A 15,756-nucleotide genomic window follows, 5' to 3' on the forward strand; every position below is an offset into this window, starting at 1 on the left:
TTTCTGAGAGAAGGCGTACTAGTGGGAAGTATGAACTCCAAACATCTGTTTTTCATCATCTGCAGCCTGGCGATTGTCACTCTTAAGACCTTCCCCTCGTCATTCATCCGGCTAGGCGGAAGAGATACCTGGATTGCCATGATTGCCGCTTCAGCCTGTATTCTTGTTTACATGTGGGTTATTCTGACGATTAAGAAGAGGACTAAAAATTATAACCTGCTCGACATCTATGCGAAATCGCTCGGCAAATGGGGCGGCGGCTTTTTTTCCGTGCTGTTTTTGCTGACCCTTCTATTAACTATATTTGAGAGTGCGGGCGCCGAGGCCAGTGTCATTCACACCGGTTTCCAGCTGTTCACGCCCGTATGGGTCTTTATACTGGTGACTGCGGTAGCCACGGTCTATGTGGTCAAAAAAGGGATTGCTTCCGTAACGATTACGACAATTGTGGTGATCTTCTTCATCAGCCTGTCCGGTATGCTGCTCGCCTTCCTGACTCATAAATACAAAGACATGAAGTATATCTATCCGATCCTGGAGCATGGAGTAACCCCTGCACTGCTGCTGAGCACCCTGAAGATTCTCGGCGCACTGAGCTGTGTCACCATTATGATCCCTTACCTGGACAGTGTGCGGGACAAATCCAAGCTGCTCCTGCATACGTCGATTGCCCTGCTGTTCATTATCCAGATGCAGATTTTCTCGATACTTGGCGTCATTACTACCTTCGGGCCGGACCGGGCAGTCAATCTGCTGTTCCCCAAGCTGACACAGACCCAGATTATCAGTGCTTTTGGCTTCCTGGAGGCGGGTGAGCTATTCGTCATGCTGCAGGTGGTCGCCGGCTGGTTCATCCGTTATATCGTCTGCTTCTTTGCACTGATGGAGCTGATCCGGCTGTCGGGCCTGAAGATCCGGTTCAAGGAGCATTATGTCTGCGCGCTGACGATACTTTTCTCGTACCTGTTCTCGCGGGATTTGTTCGATATGTTCAAGCTGCTCGACTATCTGCTCTATATTCAGCTCGCCAACTTCCTGGTCATTCCGCTGATCCTCTATAGTATTTATTATTTCAAAAAGACTTCAGCTCACGGTTGATTGTCTCCAGCATTCTTCCAATCGTATGTGTATCAAAGAATAAGCCCACACCAGCCGGTTTCGGCTCAGCGGTAAGGTGATTGAAGCGGGCAAAATCCCCGTCCGGCAGGATATGGTACACCCGGGCCTCTTCATGCAGATCAGCCCAGGTCTCAAGCTTGGCCTGCTTGCTCAAATCGACTACATATACGAGCTTCCTGCCGAGATCCAGATACAGATAATCCCCATTCCTGCGCGGCGGCTTAGGCCATCCCGAGCACAGCAGAACCGGACGGCTGAATTCCTCCTGGGACAGATGAATGCTAATGACTTCCATGGTGCCGGAATCCACGGCAAGCGTCAGATGCGGCGCGAATCCGGCCAGGAAACGGAGCATCAGGGAATCCTTAAGGGAATCCTCAAACCTCCAGCCCAGCGGATCCAGCCCGAAGTTCTCCCCCGGCGGTTCAAGATACAGCTTATGCAGCAGGGCTTGCAGCTTCTCTATTTCCGGCCCTTCACAGGGTTCAAGCTCCGCACGGTTAACGGTATAATTCACAATACTCCGCTTGCCGGCATCCCATACACCGATATCATGATGCCGGTACAGATCTTCCATTAACGGCAGCGCTGAAGTACTTGCAGCCAGGAAAAGTGCTTTGGACGCCGGCTTCAGCTTCTGCAGAACCATCCCACTTCCTCTGTCCGCAGCAGTGTACTGCAGAACCTTGTTGAAATGCGGGCTAACCTCTTCCAGCACCCGCTTCGCGGCTTCTTCATTGCGCATGGGGATGGTAATAGACATATTCTCCGTTAGCCAGGCACTGGCAGCTATGAAATATTGCGCGAGTGCAGTCATTTCAGCAGGCTGCTCCTGCGGCTCCATTCTGCGGATACGCTCCTGCTCCGTCACGCTGCTGAAATCGAAAGGCTCCAGCTCCGTGATATACTCAAGTCTCGTATGATTCTGAATCCAGTTAAACACAGACTTACCTCCTCTTAGCGAAAAGTCTCTGACATACATCTCTCAACCTCAGCTATATACTTCGCCTGCTCTTCATCCGGAATCATATGCCCGGACTGTGTAAATTCGACTACAGTGCAGCAGGGCACCAATGTGCGGTACTTCTCCATTACTTCATCTGATATATCGGATGGGATCATAGATTCAGGATTCCTGCCGGCAAACAGCGTGACGGGAATTGCAAGCTGCGGCAGTTGTGCCGAGAAGTCCACTTCACGGGCTTCCCGCCCCATTCCCTGCAAAGCCTCCCGGCGGATATAGTTCAGAAGAGGCACCTGCTGATAGACAAGGCTGCTCCAGAACTCCACCGTTTCAAGAGACATGGCCCTGTGAACAGGCGGTTGATCAACCAGGATAAGGCCCCTCATCTGATCCTGATGCCTTAGGCTCCAGCCAAGAGAATAGGCAGCGCCCCGGGAGAAGCCGAGTACAATATAGTTTGTAAGACAGCTATGGTTAACTACAGCCTCAATATCGGATAAATGATCTTCCAGATCATAACCTGAATCCGGTGTAGAGCTTAAGCCGCGACCGCGGAAGCTGAAAGCCACTACATGACCCGGTAAATGGCTGAGCAGCGGAATCGCCCGCTCCGCCCGCTCCCACAATCCGCTGACCACGAGCAGGGACGGCGCTTCAGCACCCGGCATCCCGCTCTCCAGCACATACAATAAAGCAGTTCCAGTATGAACAAAATAGCTTTTCATCGTTGTTCCCCCTGCTATGTATGAAAAAACTCTTTTTTTCTATAATTTCACATTTCGCTTAAACGTACAAGGAATCATATCTATTATTCTGTATAGTAAAAAGCACGCCCCGTATAGAACAGGACGCGCCGGCCTTTTAGAAACGGGCTACAAAGAACTCACGGTTGGCAGGGACGTTTCTTTGAGCGAGCAGGCTATTATCTGCGTCCCGTATTCTCAGCGTGTAACTTACAGTAGTTGGTGCATTTACACCATTGAATTGGGCTACACCGAACTCATCGAACAATGCGGAGAATGAAGCACCAGTGGTTCTAGTCAATGTAGCCGTCCAGCCTTGCGTTTCATAAGGTATGTTGCTTGTATCCACAGCAAGTACAACGAAATTCGAGAAAATCTGTTTGATCCGCCGTCTCTTAGGTCTTACTACCGCCGATGATTTTGCTTTTTTGGCCATGAGGAGACGTTTTGCCATGAGTGCTTTCTTCTCTGATTCTTTCAATTGCTTCACCACTTTCTGTTGGAATACAGTAGTAAATGCAACTGAAGAACCGGCTGACACGCGTTATTGCCTGTTATTCATAGAAATGTAGCACTGTCCTATATTAATAGATTCGTACCCACTGTTCACCCGGCCGCATACTATGCTTCCATAGAGGTGATCACATTAATGACTGATAAGTTATGGGTTCAGCATCATGCCGCCAAGCTTAACCGTCCGCTGAAGCAAAAGATCCGCAAGTCCTATACATCCACCGTGAAACCGGCTGCCATCCCGGTCATTATACAGTTCAAGCATCCGCTGACTCCAGCCAGAATGAAGGCTCTGCAGAAGCATCTGGGGACACACGCTTTTCCAATTAAACATCAATTGCCCCTGCATCGCGCAGTTGCCTCCCGGGTTACGCTCAAATGTCTGGAGCAGGTATGCTGCTGGAGCGGGGTGCATAAGGTCTATCTCGATGGCATCAAAAAAACCACCTTAAATATCGCTACCCCGTCCATTGGTGCCACCGCCGTTCAGCGTTCAAGAGGGCTTACCGGCAAAGGCATCAATATCGCTGTGCTCGATACCGGTGTGTATCCGCATCCCGATCTGACCCGGCCTGTGAACCGGATCATTGCCTTCAAGGATTATATCAATCACCGGAAGTGTCCGTATGACGATAACGGGCATGGCACACATATTACTGGCGATGCCGCAGGGAACGGCTGGTCCAGCAAAGGTAAATACAGAGGGCCGGCACCAGAAGCAGGGATCGTCGGAATTAAGGTGCTGGACAAAAACGGCGACGGTTATGACTCCACCATCATTAAAGCCATTGAATGGTGCATGGTCCGCCGCAAAAAACTGAAGCTGCGCATCCTGTCCATGTCCTTCGGCGGACCGGTGAACCCTTCTGCCAAGGACGATATCCTTGTCCAGGCGGTTGAGAAAGCCGTCAAAGCCGGACTCACTGTAGTCATCGCCGCCGGCAACAGCGGACCCGGGCGCAGAACGGTTGAGTCGCCCGGAATTAGTCCCTCCGCCATCACCGTCGGAGCGGTGAATGACCGCCGGACGGTGACGCAAAAGGACGACCGTATCGCCGTCTACTCCAGCCGCGGACCGGCTCCCGGCGGTAAGGTGAAGCCCGATCTTGTTGCTCCCGGCGATTCGGTGATCTCCCTGCGCGCACCCGGTTCCCAGCTGGTCCGCGAACTGCCGGGAAACAAGGTTGGCAGGAAGTATTTCAAGCTGTCCGGCACCAGCATCTCCACGCCGATCGTGTCCGGTGCAGCGGCGCAGCTGCTGCAGCTCCGCCCTTGCCTGACGCCCGGCCAGGTGAAGTCCTTGCTGAAGCGGAACGCCTTCTCCCTTGGCCTGAAGCCTAATACAGCAGGCAGCGGCGAGATAGACGTGCGCTTCCTGAAGCGCTGCGCCTCTAAGCCTGCAGGCAAGTAGAAACAGCCCTTTAGCGTTACGGGAGCAGCCCTTAAGCATAACGGGAACAGTCCGCTTCCGTTTTGCTAAAGGGCATTTTTTATCCCAAAGCAACGGTGAACGGCCCGTAGTCAAACTGGAGGTTGCTAAATGTTGTATAGATTACAACTCGAATGCTGAGTTACCTGAGAGTTTAGGAGAATTGTTGTACGAAATACAAGAATCTCCCCGTTAATCTGCTGGGCGGAGAGGAAATGCTGTATTTTATACAACAATTTGGGATTTGGGTCGATATTCTAGCGGAAATGTTGTATTTCGTGCAGGATTTTAACTTATACAACAACACCCACAGGTCATCTCTGGTCCAAGCCTCCAGACGGTTCAATCCTTTCACTCAATTATTTCATCCTTTAACGTATTTTCAGAACCATTTCTTTCTCCAAATGCTTAAACCCTAATTTCTCGTACAGCATTCTCCCGTCTGCGGTGTAATCGAGGAATATTTCAGCTATACCGAGGCGTTCAGCCTCTTCAATTAGTGTATGGAGTACACGGGTGGACAAGCCCTGTCTCCTGAACGCTGCAGCAGTATGCACATTATAGAGATATCCTTTTTTACCGGAGGGGTTGCCTACTGTGGGCAGAACTTCATAGGTGCTCATGACTGCTATGGAGATGATTCTGTCCTGCTCAGTAGCGATATAACAAACCAGCCTCCCATTGGCGAGATTCTCCTGAATATAAGCATAAGTCTCTTCCTTGAAATTTGCCGGCAATACGGCATGCGTGACCTCCTCAATAAAAACAAGCCTATTCTCCAAAATGACCGCCGCATCAGCTACAACAGCTTTTCTTATTTCCATAGGTCCCTCCTGAGTATGTATTTAACATCCGCAATTTCTGTCCGGCATTCCACTTCAGGCTTCGTTATAATTGTAGATAATTCTATTATCCAACTGGAGTGAACGCTATGAAAATTCGCAGAGCTGTGCCGGAAGATGCCGAACAACTGGCTGCGGTTATGAAAAGAACATTTGACCGGGAAATGCAGCGCTGGCTGCCGGGGGAAGCGCTGCAGGACAACAATCTCCGCCCGCCGGGTTATGATTCAATTGAGCAACACAGATATGCCATAAGAGAAACTGATTATTATGTAATTGAAGACAGCTCGCAGATCATTGGTGGTGCAAACGTACATATAGTAGGCAGACATGCCCGGGTAGACAAAATTTACATCGATCCGTCCTATCAAGGCCGGGGTTACGGTTCGAAGATTCTCTCCTTCCTTGAAGAGCAGTATCCTGCAATGCGTACATGGAAGCTGGAAACCTCAAGCAAACAGCTAAGCAACCACTATTTCTATGAAAAATCCGGGTATATGCGAATCTACGAATCCCCGGATGAATACGGCTATGAAAAAATAACCGGATCCCTGGCAGCTCCAGAGGAGCAGGGAATCCGGTTTGAAGATCAGCGGCTCTCCGGAGCGGAATTTGAGAACTGTGCAATGGATAAGGCTGATTTCTACAACATGAATCTTGCGACGGCCAGCTTCAATAACAGCAATCTGCACGGCAGCCTGTTTACGGACTGCAACCTGAGCGGTGCGAAATTCACGAATCTTAATCTGACCGGCATACTGATTGCCGACTCCAGATTAAGCGGCAGCGAAATTGCTCTGGCTGCATTGGATGGTGTGCATTTTCATGATACGAGTCTGGGAGCCTCTGGTAAGCCCGCTCAGTTCGAGCGCTGCGATCTGTCAGGAAGTCAGTTCAGCGGCTGTGATCTGTCCGGCGTAAATATCTCGCAATGTGAAATCTCCAGCCTGCGGATTAATGATATCCCTGTGGAGAAATTGCTGGAAGCTTATGCTCAAGTGGAGAAATTGAATCAAAGCTAGTCAGCTTGAATCCGAAAACCTCCACATTGGCGGGAACTAAGCTTCTGCACTATTGTAAGCAATGTGCGGCCAGAGCTCCCGCGCCCAAGCCAGCAGTGTCTCGTCCTCTCCATAGGTGCCGATGCACTGGAAGCCGAGCGGCATACTCCCGATCGTTGCAGCCGGCAGACTGATTGACGGCGATCCGGCGAATCCCCAGATTGCCGCCATTCCTGCCCAGCCTGTATTATTCTCCTCTACCTTGGGCGCCGTGCCTCCTTGGGCCGGCGAGACCCACAGGTCAATCCCCTCTTGAACCATAAGTTCCTTCAGATCACGCCGCAGAATCATCTGCTGTCCCCGGTACTGCTCCAGCTCCTCATCCGTAATCTGCCTGCCTCTAAGGATAGCTTCCTGAACTGGAAGTCCGTATTCCTCCCTATGCTCCGCGAACCAATGCTCATGCTCCCGCGCCAGCTCTCCCTCGATAAACCGAATCATGGCATCCCCGTAGATGAATTCATCCTTCCAGGGCATATCCACGTGGCGGACTTGGTAGCCCAGCTGTTCGAGTATCCCTATCTGAGCGATGAAGACAGCTTTTACTTCCGGACTCATTAACTCCATGTACACCCCGGCGGGAACGCCGAGGACCGGCTTGCGGGCAGATATAGCGGGAATGGCCTCCCAATCCGGTACAAGCAGAGCTGCTGCGGCCTCCATTCCAGGCAAATCTTGAGTGAAGAACCCGATGGTGTCAAAAGAAGGCGAGAGCAGCAGCACCCCGTCCAGCGGAACCCGGCCATAGCTCGGCTTGAATCCGACCACGCCGCAGAAGGATGCAGGCGCGATCACCGAACGCAGCGTCTGGGTACCGACCGCCAGCGGGCAGATTCCCGCAGCAACCGCAGCGGCTGAGCCTGCACTTGACCCGCCGGGAGTATGCGCGGTGTTATGCGGATTACGCGTTGCAATAGGCCCGTTATAGGCAAATTCCTCGGTAACTGTCTTCCCGGCAATCAGCGCGCCGAGGAAGCGGAGTCTTAGGACCAAAGAGCCCTCTGGTCCGGTCAACAGATCAGCGGGTAGCTGCGAACCGGCCCGGGTAGGTAGTCCCTCCACATGCAGCAAGTCCTTAACCGCCACAGGAACGCCGAATAAAGCCGGTTTGCTGTCCGCTTCGCTGTAAGTATGCAGCAGCAGCGCTTTTTCCCGGCCAAGCCTTAGTTCAGCGTCCGCTTCAGGAACAAAAGCGCGGATCTGCGGCTCAAGCTGTCCGAAACGCTCCATGTACAAATCAAGTGATCTCTCAAGCCGGACTTCTGGTTCACCCGTACCATTCATCATCTCTATCAGTGATGATCTGTTAAGCAGCATGATATCAGCTCCATGGAAGATTATGTATAACACCGTCTTAGTTACGCTTAATTTGCAGAATGGTAACAGGATTTTTGTGTGTTTTCGAAATAAAATAAACCAAAATAAAAAGCCTCCCTGGCAGATCCGGCACCGGGGCGGCTTTCGAATATTCGCTAATAAGGCTGCACTTGTTGAGGCTAACCGCTAACTTCTTACTGCTTATTTGTCCCCGTCCTTCTTATACTCCTCCAGCTTCTGATTCAGCTGCCTGGCTTCCCTTTTGCCGTCGATATGCATCATAGTGTACACCATGGCTTTAACCACCAGAATCACGATGACGAACGGCACCAGCACCCCTTTATCCATCAGCGGGCCGTCAGCGAACAGCCACAGCCAGAGGATCACAAACAAATCAGCAAGAATGTAAAAAATATAAAAGCTTATCGTTTGTGCCTTTTTTTCCACCTCATGCGTATTCACCAGCGCGTATCTGAAACAGGTAAACGCCGAAGCCCCCAGGAACAGCTGCACAAGCAGCGAACCACTGATCGTCTCCGTAGAGCTCAGAGCCAGCACAACCGCCGCAAGCACCGTCAGAAACCCGCAAGCGACTAACAGATCCTTCACGAAAAAAGATAGATATTTACTGGTTTTAATCATGATCCTTCCTCCTAAATATATACTTTGGCAGCCTCGCTATAACCCTAATTTGTGTTTAAGCACAGGGACATATTGTCTGGAGATATAGACCTTTTCACCGTTTTGGAGCAGCGCCTCATATCTGCCGTATAGCACCGGGCTGAGTGATTGGATTCGGGCAACATTCAGGATGGTCGATTTGGATGCTCTGAAAAAATCCCCATGCTCGTAATCCATCTCCAGCTCATACAGCTTCAGCCGGGATTCGTACACCTTCTCGTGGCAATAAATGAACACCTTATGATCAACCGCCTCAAAGTAATACACATCCCTTGGACTAATGATATGCAGCTGCAAATCGCTCATCCCGATTAGCTTTCTGGAGCTGGAGTTCACAGAGTAGATCAGCCTCAGCAAGGAATCATCCGGGTTGTTGCACCTTAGGATAATTTCAGGCTCCCCGCCCTCCGGAACGTTCTCAATTGTAATTTTCATCGCCCATCGCCTCCTGCGCTTCTCCTTACAGTTACAGTATATTTTTGCTAAAAGACTTATACAATGGCCTTTGCGCAAGCTGCGCTACAGCGGCTTCAAGCTGCAATTTCAGCAGGTCAGCTTGCTATGTACAAAAAGAAACGGCTACACCGTCCTTGGATTAGGATAGTGCGCCGTTTTCTTCTCAGCTCCCGCTGCAATCGCTAGTGTGCCACCCAGAAAATGTACGCTATTGTGGTAATTTAGCCCATGTCTCGTTCAGCCACTGTGCAAACTTCTCTTTCTCTTCAAACTGCGGATAATGCGCCGACTGGTCGAACACCACGAACTCCTTATACGGCGCCTCCAGCTCATCCAGGTATTTGCGCGCCTCGCTCACCGAGGTCATCAGATCATACTTCCCCATGACAAAATATACGGGGATATCCATGTGATCCACCAGCTCGGTAATATCATGCTCTGACAACTCTGGCTGCAGGTTAAGCTCCGAGATCGAATTCCCCTTGAAAAAGCGGACGGCATCCAGCAAATTATACTCCGTTCCGAACAATAAACCTTTGAAGAGATCCGTGATGTCGTCAATCTGTCTTACTGAACCGCCGTATTTGCTGATTTTGTCACGGGGACTAATCGCGTCTCCTGTTGTAACCGGTTCCCTCAAGTGCTCCAGTTCCTCCGCCTCTGCGTTATTGCCGGCAAGCCTCGCCTGATCGATCATGAATTGCAGACTTTCCAGCTCGCTGTTAACCCAATTGGCCGTCTGGCCAATCCCGATATAGGCACTGAACTTGTCCGGCGCCTTACTTACCGCCTGTGTTGCTATGTATGTACCGTAGGAGTGGCCGATCAGCAACACTTTCTTCTGGCCAAACTCCTGCTCAAGATATTCTGTGAGGGTCAATAAGTCCTCCACCAATAATTCTGAAGTCAAATTCGAATAATCCTCGGAGAAATGATAGGACTTCCCGCTGCCCCTCTGATCATACTGGACAACCGTGAAATTCTGCTCCAGCAGATTCTGATATTTCCGTACATACGGAGTCTCCGGGACCCCTGGCCCGCCATGCACAAAAATCACCAGCGGATTACTCCGGTCCATCCCCCGTATCATCACTTCCTGCCTGGTGCCGTTAATGGTGATCTGCTTAAGGATGCTTACGCTATTACTGCCTTTGATGCCTGGAGTCCATGTCGGGAAGACTAATCCGCCTCCTATGAGCAGGACGATTAGCAGCAGGCCAATCATCAGTATCCGCAAAGCGGTTCTCCGCTTGCTTCTGTGTTTCTTCAATCTTAAATCCTCCTTAGTATTTACTAAGTCCTGATTTCCCACCTTATCACATCATTGGCAGATCAAGTATGATCCAAGTCGCTTTCTGGCCTGAATATGGGGAGGTATAATAACCAGTATAGGTCGTGAAGCACACGCCGCCGCAATAGAACGTTTGTCTGGAGCTAACCTTCCAGATACGTTGTATTGCGGCGGCTTTTCTTGTATTCGGATCGGATTGGATCAACTCAAACTCGTGGGTCAAACTATTCGCAAGGGAGATACGGCAATGTCGAGATTTGAACAGTACTATGATGAATGGCTGCAGGAACAGATTCATGCAGAGACAGGTGCAATACGCTTGGAGCTGCTCCAAAAAGGCCTAGGGCACGGAACCAGAGAATTTCTGCGCTCTGTCTGGTTTCCCGCTATCGGGAATTTCAATCATCTCTTTCCGGAATGGGAGGTCCGGGATTTCAATAACGGCTACCGCTATTTGGATCTGGCGTATATGCCAGGTGGAGCAAAAGGCGGAATCGAGATCCAGGGCTTCGGCCCCCACGCCAGAGATCTGGATGTCAGAAGATTCAAAGACCTGTGCAGACGGCATTGTCTGCTGGCACTGGATGGCTGGACCTTTCTGCCCATCGCATACCCGTCCATCACCGAAGAACCGCAGCTATGCCAGCAGCTGGTGCTCGCTTTTATTGGCAGATTCATAGCCACGGACGTATCCGCATCGTTATCCTGGCTGGAAGCAGAGACCGTCCGCCTGGCCCGGCGCATGCTGCGGCCGCTGACTCCGCTGGAGCTTGCCCGGCACCTCCGGGTATGTGACCGTCAAGCCAGACGTATCCTGCATGATCTCGTAGAGCTGCAGATCCTTGATGTCGCGAGTGGTTCACATCGGGTGCGGACTTACACGCTTCGGCTGTAACAGCGGGAATCCCTTGCAAGCCCAGGAGTGCCCCGCCCCGCAAGCGAATAACTGTTGAGCTGCACTCCTGTAGGTACGCCCCTCCAATGAAGCGGACTGAGATGCGCTTATTTTGCTGAAAGTGGGGCTTTTCCACTAGCTCGCGGACTGAGATTCCTTTATTTGCTCCTGAATCACTCCAAAACACCCGTTAGAGCAGAAATAACGGATTTTCAGTCCGCGAACAACCTAAAACCGTCCATAAATCCAAAATAACGGAATCTCAGTCCGCGCCGTTATTCCGCTACGTACAGATTGCCACTGCACCTACGTATGCTCCCTGATCAGCTTCCACTAAGCATAGATTCTCAGCTGCACCTATGCATGCTCTCTAATCAGCTTCCACTATGCACAGATTCGCCAATCGCTCACTCTATTGCATACTTTCTTGCCGGATTTTCCCCGTTGACCGCCGACCGTTCACCTCTCCCTACACGCAGCACTCCAGCGCACCCGTTCTATGCATCCTCATCACACAGACACCTGCTAATCCAGTAGATCCAGCAGGTGTCTGCCGCAGTTACATTGTCCTTTACCGGCTGGCAGTTGTTCCAAGCACACTGCTGAGGTACCGCCCGGTGTGGGAAGCCGCCACCTTAGCCACCTGCTCCGGTGTTCCTTCGGCGACCACATACCCGCCCTGGTCTCCGCCTTCCGGGCCCATGTCAATGATATAATCCGCGGACTTGATCACATCCAGATGATGCTCAATGACAAGCACGGAATGTCCGCTGTCTACCAGCTTGTTCAGCGCCACCAGCAGCTTCTTGATATCTTCCAGATGCAGACCCGTTGTCGGTTCGTCCAGGATGTACAGGTTGTGGGCGCCCTTCTTGATCTTGGCCAGCTCATAGGCCAGCTTCACCCGCTGCGCCTCACCGCCGGACAGGGTGGTTGAGCTTTGGCCGAGGGTCAGATATCCGAGTCCAAGTTCATTCATAATGGCGAGCTTGTGCTTAAGATACTTATGCTCCCCGAAGAAATCGGCGGCTTCTTCGACCGTCATTTCCAGTACATCGGCAATGCTTTTACCCCGGATTTTAATCTCAAGGCCCTCTTCTGAGAAGCGCATCCCTTTGCAGACAGGGCATAGTGTTTCTATATCCGCCATGAATTGGAGATTCGTGACCAGAATCCCGTCGCCAGCACAGTGCTCGCAGCGGGTACCGTTTGCGTGAGTCAGGCTGAAGTCGATCGGCTGATACCCTCTGGCTACCGCTTCGGGCTGCATGGCATACAGGTCACGGATTCTATCATAGATACCGATATAAGTCGCCGGATTGGATTTGCTGTTACGTCCAATGGCGGTCTGATCAATATTGATGACATGATTCAGCTGATCCGCTCCGAACAGGAAATCATGTTCCCCGGCGACAATCCGTGCAGAGGTTTTGTCTATCCGCAGCTGTTTCGAGAGAATCCCGTTGATCATCGAGCTTTTGCCTGAACCCGAGACCCCGGTTACACAGATCAGCACACCAAGCGGGATATCCAGGTCCACATTCTTCAGATTGTTCTCGCGAGCCCCCTGGATCGATAGAAAGGCGTCGCCCAGCCTGCGCCGCTGTTCAGGAACAGGGATAAACGCTTTGCCCGATAAATATTGCCCGGTGACTGACTCCGGCTGGTCCATGATGCTGTCCACGGTTCCGCAAGCCACTACATTCCCGCCATGGATACCGGGACCGGGACCGATCTCGATGATATGGTCTGCACTGCGGATCGTATCCATGTCATGCTCGACCACGATGATCGTGTTGCCGAGATCACGCAGCTTCTTCATCGTGTCGATGACCCGGTGGGAATCCCGCGGATGCAGGCCGATGCTGGGTTCATCCATGATATACAGCATCCCCATCAGCTCGCTGCTGATCTGGGTGGACATTTTGATCCGCTGCATTTCACCGCCCGAGATACTATCGCTTCTGCGGCCCAGGCTGATGTAGTGGAGCCCGATTTCGATCAGTAACGAAATCCGGGACTGCAGCTCACGGACAATGGTGTCTGCGACCTCACGGATGACCGGCTCGAAGCTTAAGGTATTCAGGAATCCAAGCAGCTCATGCAGCTGCATCCGGCTAAGCTGGTCAATATTCTTATTCCCCACTGTAATCTGCAGCCGCTGCCGTTTGAGTCTCGCGCCGCTGCATTCCGGGCAGACCTTCTCGATCATGCAGTCTTTGATGAACGCCGGCTCGAAGGCCTCCGAGGTTGAGGTCTTGCGGATGTAGTGCTTGTACCAGCTCTCCATTTCCTGGACGAAGCCGCCAAACGGCCGGTCCCGGCCGGTCATCCAGTTCTTCTTGGCGGAATTCGGGGGTTGAAGCATAGGAACTAGCTCGCCCTTGGTACCGTAGAAGAGCAGATTATGAACAGAGGCCGGCAGCTCATGAAACGGGACATCCAGACTGAAGCCATATTTCTCCGATAAGCTGTACATCAGCACTGTGCGGTAGCTGTCCTTACCTGCGGGATTGAACACTGTGTTCTTCAGCGCGCCTTTGTAAATGCTTTTCTCAGGGGCCACCACCAGAAACCGGGGTTCTACCACATACGACATCCCTACCCCAAGACAGGTATGGCAGGCGCTCGCTGACGTATTGAAGGAGAAATGGAACGGCTGCATATCACAGAGGAAGTAATGATGCTCCGGGCAGCCGAAGTGGTCATAGAAGCCCTTATCCTCCCCCTCACCAGTCCCTCCAATAATCTCTGCCTTAATCATAATATCCTCATCCAGTGCCAGCATCGCCGACTCTATGGATTTGGTCAGCTGAATATACGTTTCATCCTTCAATGTGAACCGGTCAATGATCATCTCGATCCGGTAGGAACGGCTCTCGTCCAGCCCGGATTCATCCGCCAGTGAGACAGGCATGTCATCGACAAGCAGATGCTTGAAGCCTTTTTCCCGCAGCTTCTGGAAGGTATAGCTATACTCCTCGCCATATATCTTATAGACCGGCGCCCGTAGTTCAACAATCGTTCCCTTCGGCAGCGAGGAGATATGCTCGGCAATCTGGGCAGCGGACAGCTGCCGCAGCGGCTTGCTGCAATCCGGGCAATGCCCGGTGCCTGCAGTGGCGAACAGCAGCCGCAGATAATCATTGGTATCCGTTACCGTACCGACCGTGGAGCGGGGGTTATGGTTGCCTTTTTTCTGCTCAATCGCGATTACCGGGGACAAGCCCCTTACTGAATCCACCTTCGCCTTCTTCAGCTGGCTGATGCGCCCCTTGGCGAAGTTCGAGATGGAATCGAGAAATCTCCTCTGCCCTTCTCCAAAGATAACATCAAAGGCGAGCGAGGATTTGCCCGAGCCGGACACTCCTGTAATGACAGTCAACTGGTCACGCGGGATCTCCACGGATATGTTCTTGAGATTATTCTGCCGGGCTCCCGAAATATCAATCGTTGTACGGATAGACACTGACTGCTTCCTCCTCTTGTTCTCCACCCTTTAAGGGATGTACATATAGCCGATTTCTTCAACAGACGGTCTGCTCTTTGGGGTAATACGGATGGTTTGCGACACCTTCTCGATGATCCCCTTATCCGCCAGATACTCCAGAATGTTCACAAGAAAGTGGCTGGCCAGCTTAAAATGCTTCGCAAGCAGCGTTACGGTTCTAATCTCCCCGTCTGCCAGGTAATCAAGGACAGGCACCTTCAGGAGATCGAGCTTCCCGTCAATAAACAGGCCAATTCCATCAATCGCCGCTCCGATTTCCGCTTCAGTTAGCCGGCGGGACATCGCCTCAGAATACAGAGGAGCCACTAGCTCAGGCTTCGTATCCAGAACTGTAAGGATAGACTCCCGGATCGGAGGTTTGCCCTGCGAGCAGACCTCCATCTTGGCAATCAGCTCCGCCGCCTTCAGCAGATAATACTGCGCATAGAGCAGGTCTCCGCGCACCGTAAGCCACTTCCGGCTTTTATGGAACAGATCGATCAGCTCACAGGCATCTCGTAATAAAGACAGGGCTATATCGTAGCTGCCCAGCAGCTTGAGCTCCTCGAAATACTCATGCAGACTGTCATCAGCCGTATACAGGATATGTCCTTTGGCCAAGTACGACTGCGGAATAGAGCCTCCAACCATCCGTTCGAAACTTCTTTTAAACCTGCTTCTCTCATAGAGCTGAACATTAATCGTTATCCCGTCCTCGATGATGCAGTAGGAGTACTGCTGGAGCGGCTGATCACGCACAATGACGTCCATATCGATATCGCTTTTCTCCCAGACCTGATCGTAAGCCAGACTTCCGCACAAGACGACCGCAATGACATTCGGATCATCTTTCACCTTCTCTACAAACTCTTCAGTTGCCGCTAAATACCGGTTCTTCAGCTCTGCCTGGCTGCTAGCGTTCATTAAGCCGACCTCCCCTTCCTTTTCCTTAATC

General features: G+C 51.6%; 14 protein-coding genes. 4 read left to right on the forward strand and 10 right to left on the reverse strand.

Going from position 1 to position 15,756, the window contains the following annotated elements; genetic code table 11:
- Positions 1 to 30: 30 nt before the first annotated feature.
- On the forward strand, positions 31 to 1,098 hold the full coding sequence (locus GC101_RS19450; RefSeq protein ID WP_246354419.1) for a GerAB/ArcD/ProY family transporter: 1,068 nt from the start codon (positions 31 to 33) through the stop codon (positions 1,096 to 1,098).
- On the opposite strand, the gene GC101_RS19455 is transcribed toward GC101_RS19450, so the two are convergent.
- From GC101_RS19455 to GC101_RS19465, 3 genes are all read right to left on the reverse strand, one after another.
- Positions 1,073 to 2,062, reverse strand: coding sequence for a hypothetical protein (locus GC101_RS19455; protein ID WP_171718571.1), 990 nt, complete (start codon positions 2,060 to 2,062; stop codon positions 1,073 to 1,075). The two genes, GC101_RS19450 and GC101_RS19455, sit on opposite strands and share 26 nt — an antisense overlap.
- A gap of 14 nt (positions 2,063 to 2,076) precedes the next feature.
- On the reverse strand, positions 2,077 to 2,808 hold the full coding sequence (locus tag GC101_RS19460; RefSeq protein ID WP_171718572.1) for an alpha/beta fold hydrolase: 732 nt from the start codon (positions 2,806 to 2,808) through the stop codon (positions 2,077 to 2,079).
- A gap of 136 nt (positions 2,809 to 2,944) precedes the next feature.
- Positions 2,945 to 3,280 (reverse strand): hypothetical protein, encoded by a 336-nt coding sequence (locus tag GC101_RS19465; protein WP_171718573.1) that lies wholly within the window; start codon positions 3,278 to 3,280, stop codon positions 2,945 to 2,947.
- Between the two features lie 195 nt (positions 3,281 to 3,475).
- Here GC101_RS19465 and GC101_RS19470 point away from each other — a divergent pair, with 195 nt between their 5' ends.
- Positions 3,476 to 4,750, forward strand: coding sequence for a S8 family peptidase (locus tag GC101_RS19470; RefSeq protein WP_171718574.1), 1,275 nt, complete (start codon positions 3,476 to 3,478; stop codon positions 4,748 to 4,750).
- A 389-nt stretch (positions 4,751 to 5,139) separates the two neighbouring features.
- Here the strand turns inward: GC101_RS19470 and GC101_RS19475 are convergent, their stop codons facing one another.
- Positions 5,140 to 5,592, reverse strand: a complete 453-nt coding sequence (locus GC101_RS19475) for a GNAT family N-acetyltransferase (RefSeq protein WP_171718575.1) — start codon at positions 5,590 to 5,592, stop codon at positions 5,140 to 5,142.
- 107 nt (positions 5,593 to 5,699) lie between these two features.
- Here GC101_RS19475 and GC101_RS19480 point away from each other — a divergent pair, with 107 nt between their 5' ends.
- Entirely contained in the window at positions 5,700 to 6,632 is a 933-nt protein-coding gene (locus GC101_RS19480; protein WP_171718576.1) for a GNAT family N-acetyltransferase, read from the forward strand.
- A gap of 36 nt (positions 6,633 to 6,668) precedes the next feature.
- Here the strand turns inward: GC101_RS19480 and GC101_RS19485 are convergent, their stop codons facing one another.
- The 4 genes from GC101_RS19485 to GC101_RS19500 form a co-directional block, all read right to left on the reverse strand.
- On the reverse strand, positions 6,669 to 7,988 hold the full coding sequence (locus tag GC101_RS19485; protein ID WP_171718577.1) for an amidase: 1,320 nt from the start codon (positions 7,986 to 7,988) through the stop codon (positions 6,669 to 6,671).
- 201 nt (positions 7,989 to 8,189) lie between these two features.
- On the reverse strand, positions 8,190 to 8,630 hold the full coding sequence (locus GC101_RS19490) for a hypothetical protein (protein ID WP_171718578.1): 441 nt from the start codon (positions 8,628 to 8,630) through the stop codon (positions 8,190 to 8,192).
- A 36-nt stretch (positions 8,631 to 8,666) separates the two neighbouring features.
- A complete protein-coding gene (locus GC101_RS19495) occupies positions 8,667 to 9,104 on the reverse strand; it encodes a LytTR family DNA-binding domain-containing protein (protein ID WP_171718579.1) in 438 nt (145 codons plus the stop codon).
- A 229-nt stretch (positions 9,105 to 9,333) separates the two neighbouring features.
- Complete coding sequence (locus GC101_RS19500; RefSeq protein ID WP_171718682.1) at positions 9,334 to 10,350, reverse strand: alpha/beta fold hydrolase; 1,017 nt, start codon at positions 10,348 to 10,350, stop codon at positions 9,334 to 9,336.
- Positions 10,351 to 10,663: 313 nt separating this feature from the next.
- On the opposite strand from GC101_RS19500, the gene GC101_RS19505 reads away from it, so the two are divergent.
- Positions 10,664 to 11,311: a transcriptional regulator gene (locus tag GC101_RS19505; RefSeq protein ID WP_171718580.1), complete on the forward strand. Its 648-nt coding sequence runs from the start codon at positions 10,664 to 10,666 to the stop codon at positions 11,309 to 11,311.
- 571 nt (positions 11,312 to 11,882) lie between these two features.
- Here GC101_RS19505 and uvrA read toward each other — a convergent pair.
- Together uvrA and GC101_RS19515 are read right to left on the reverse strand one after the other, a co-directional pair.
- The gene (gene uvrA, locus GC101_RS19510; RefSeq protein ID WP_171718581.1) at positions 11,883 to 14,780 is read right to left on the reverse strand and encodes an excinuclease ABC subunit UvrA; all 2,898 of its coding nucleotides are present in this window, start codon (positions 14,778 to 14,780) and stop codon (positions 11,883 to 11,885) included.
- 30 nt (positions 14,781 to 14,810) lie between these two features.
- Positions 14,811 to 15,725 carry a helix-turn-helix domain-containing protein gene (locus GC101_RS19515; RefSeq protein ID WP_171718582.1) on the reverse strand — a complete coding sequence of 305 codons (915 nt, stop codon included), beginning with the start codon at positions 15,723 to 15,725 and terminating at the stop codon, positions 14,811 to 14,813.
- Between the last annotated feature and the right edge of the window lie 31 nt (positions 15,726 to 15,756).

It is taken from the genome of Paenibacillus phytohabitans (assembly GCF_013141775.1).
In the GTDB taxonomy this organism is placed as follows: domain Bacteria; phylum Bacillota; class Bacilli; order Paenibacillales; family Paenibacillaceae; genus Paenibacillus_AQ; species Paenibacillus_AQ phytohabitans.

Excerpts from the sequence above, each read along its gene's own strand:
- GC101_RS19465 (WP_171718573.1), bottom strand. The coding sequence starts at position 3,280 with ATGGCAAAACGTCTCCTCATGGCCAAAAAAGCAAAATCATCGGCGGTA.
- GC101_RS19490 (WP_171718578.1), bottom strand. The coding sequence starts at position 8,630 with ATGATTAAAACCAGTAAATATCTATCTTTTTTCGTGAAGGATCTGTTA.
- GC101_RS19475 (WP_171718575.1), bottom strand. The coding sequence starts at position 5,592 with ATGGAAATAAGAAAAGCTGTTGTAGCTGATGCGGCGGTCATTTTGGAG.
- GC101_RS19485 (WP_171718577.1), bottom strand. The coding sequence starts at position 7,988 with ATGCTGCTTAACAGATCATCACTGATAGAGATGATGAATGGTACGGGT.
- GC101_RS19480 (WP_171718576.1), top strand. The coding sequence starts at position 5,700 with ATGAAAATTCGCAGAGCTGTGCCGGAAGATGCCGAACAACTGGCTGCG.
- GC101_RS19450 (WP_246354419.1), top strand. The coding sequence starts at position 31 with ATGAACTCCAAACATCTGTTTTTCATCATCTGCAGCCTGGCGATTGTC.
- GC101_RS19505 (WP_171718580.1), top strand. The coding sequence starts at position 10,664 with ATGTCGAGATTTGAACAGTACTATGATGAATGGCTGCAGGAACAGATT.
- GC101_RS19495 (WP_171718579.1), bottom strand. The coding sequence starts at position 9,104 with ATGAAAATTACAATTGAGAACGTTCCGGAGGGCGGGGAGCCTGAAATT.
- GC101_RS19515 (WP_171718582.1), bottom strand. The coding sequence starts at position 15,725 with ATGAACGCTAGCAGCCAGGCAGAGCTGAAGAACCGGTATTTAGCGGCA.
- GC101_RS19460 (WP_171718572.1), bottom strand. The coding sequence starts at position 2,808 with ATGAAAAGCTATTTTGTTCATACTGGAACTGCTTTATTGTATGTGCTG.
- GC101_RS19470 (WP_171718574.1), top strand. The coding sequence starts at position 3,476 with ATGACTGATAAGTTATGGGTTCAGCATCATGCCGCCAAGCTTAACCGT.
- GC101_RS19500 (WP_171718682.1), bottom strand. The coding sequence starts at position 10,350 with ATGATTGGCCTGCTGCTAATCGTCCTGCTCATAGGAGGCGGATTAGTC.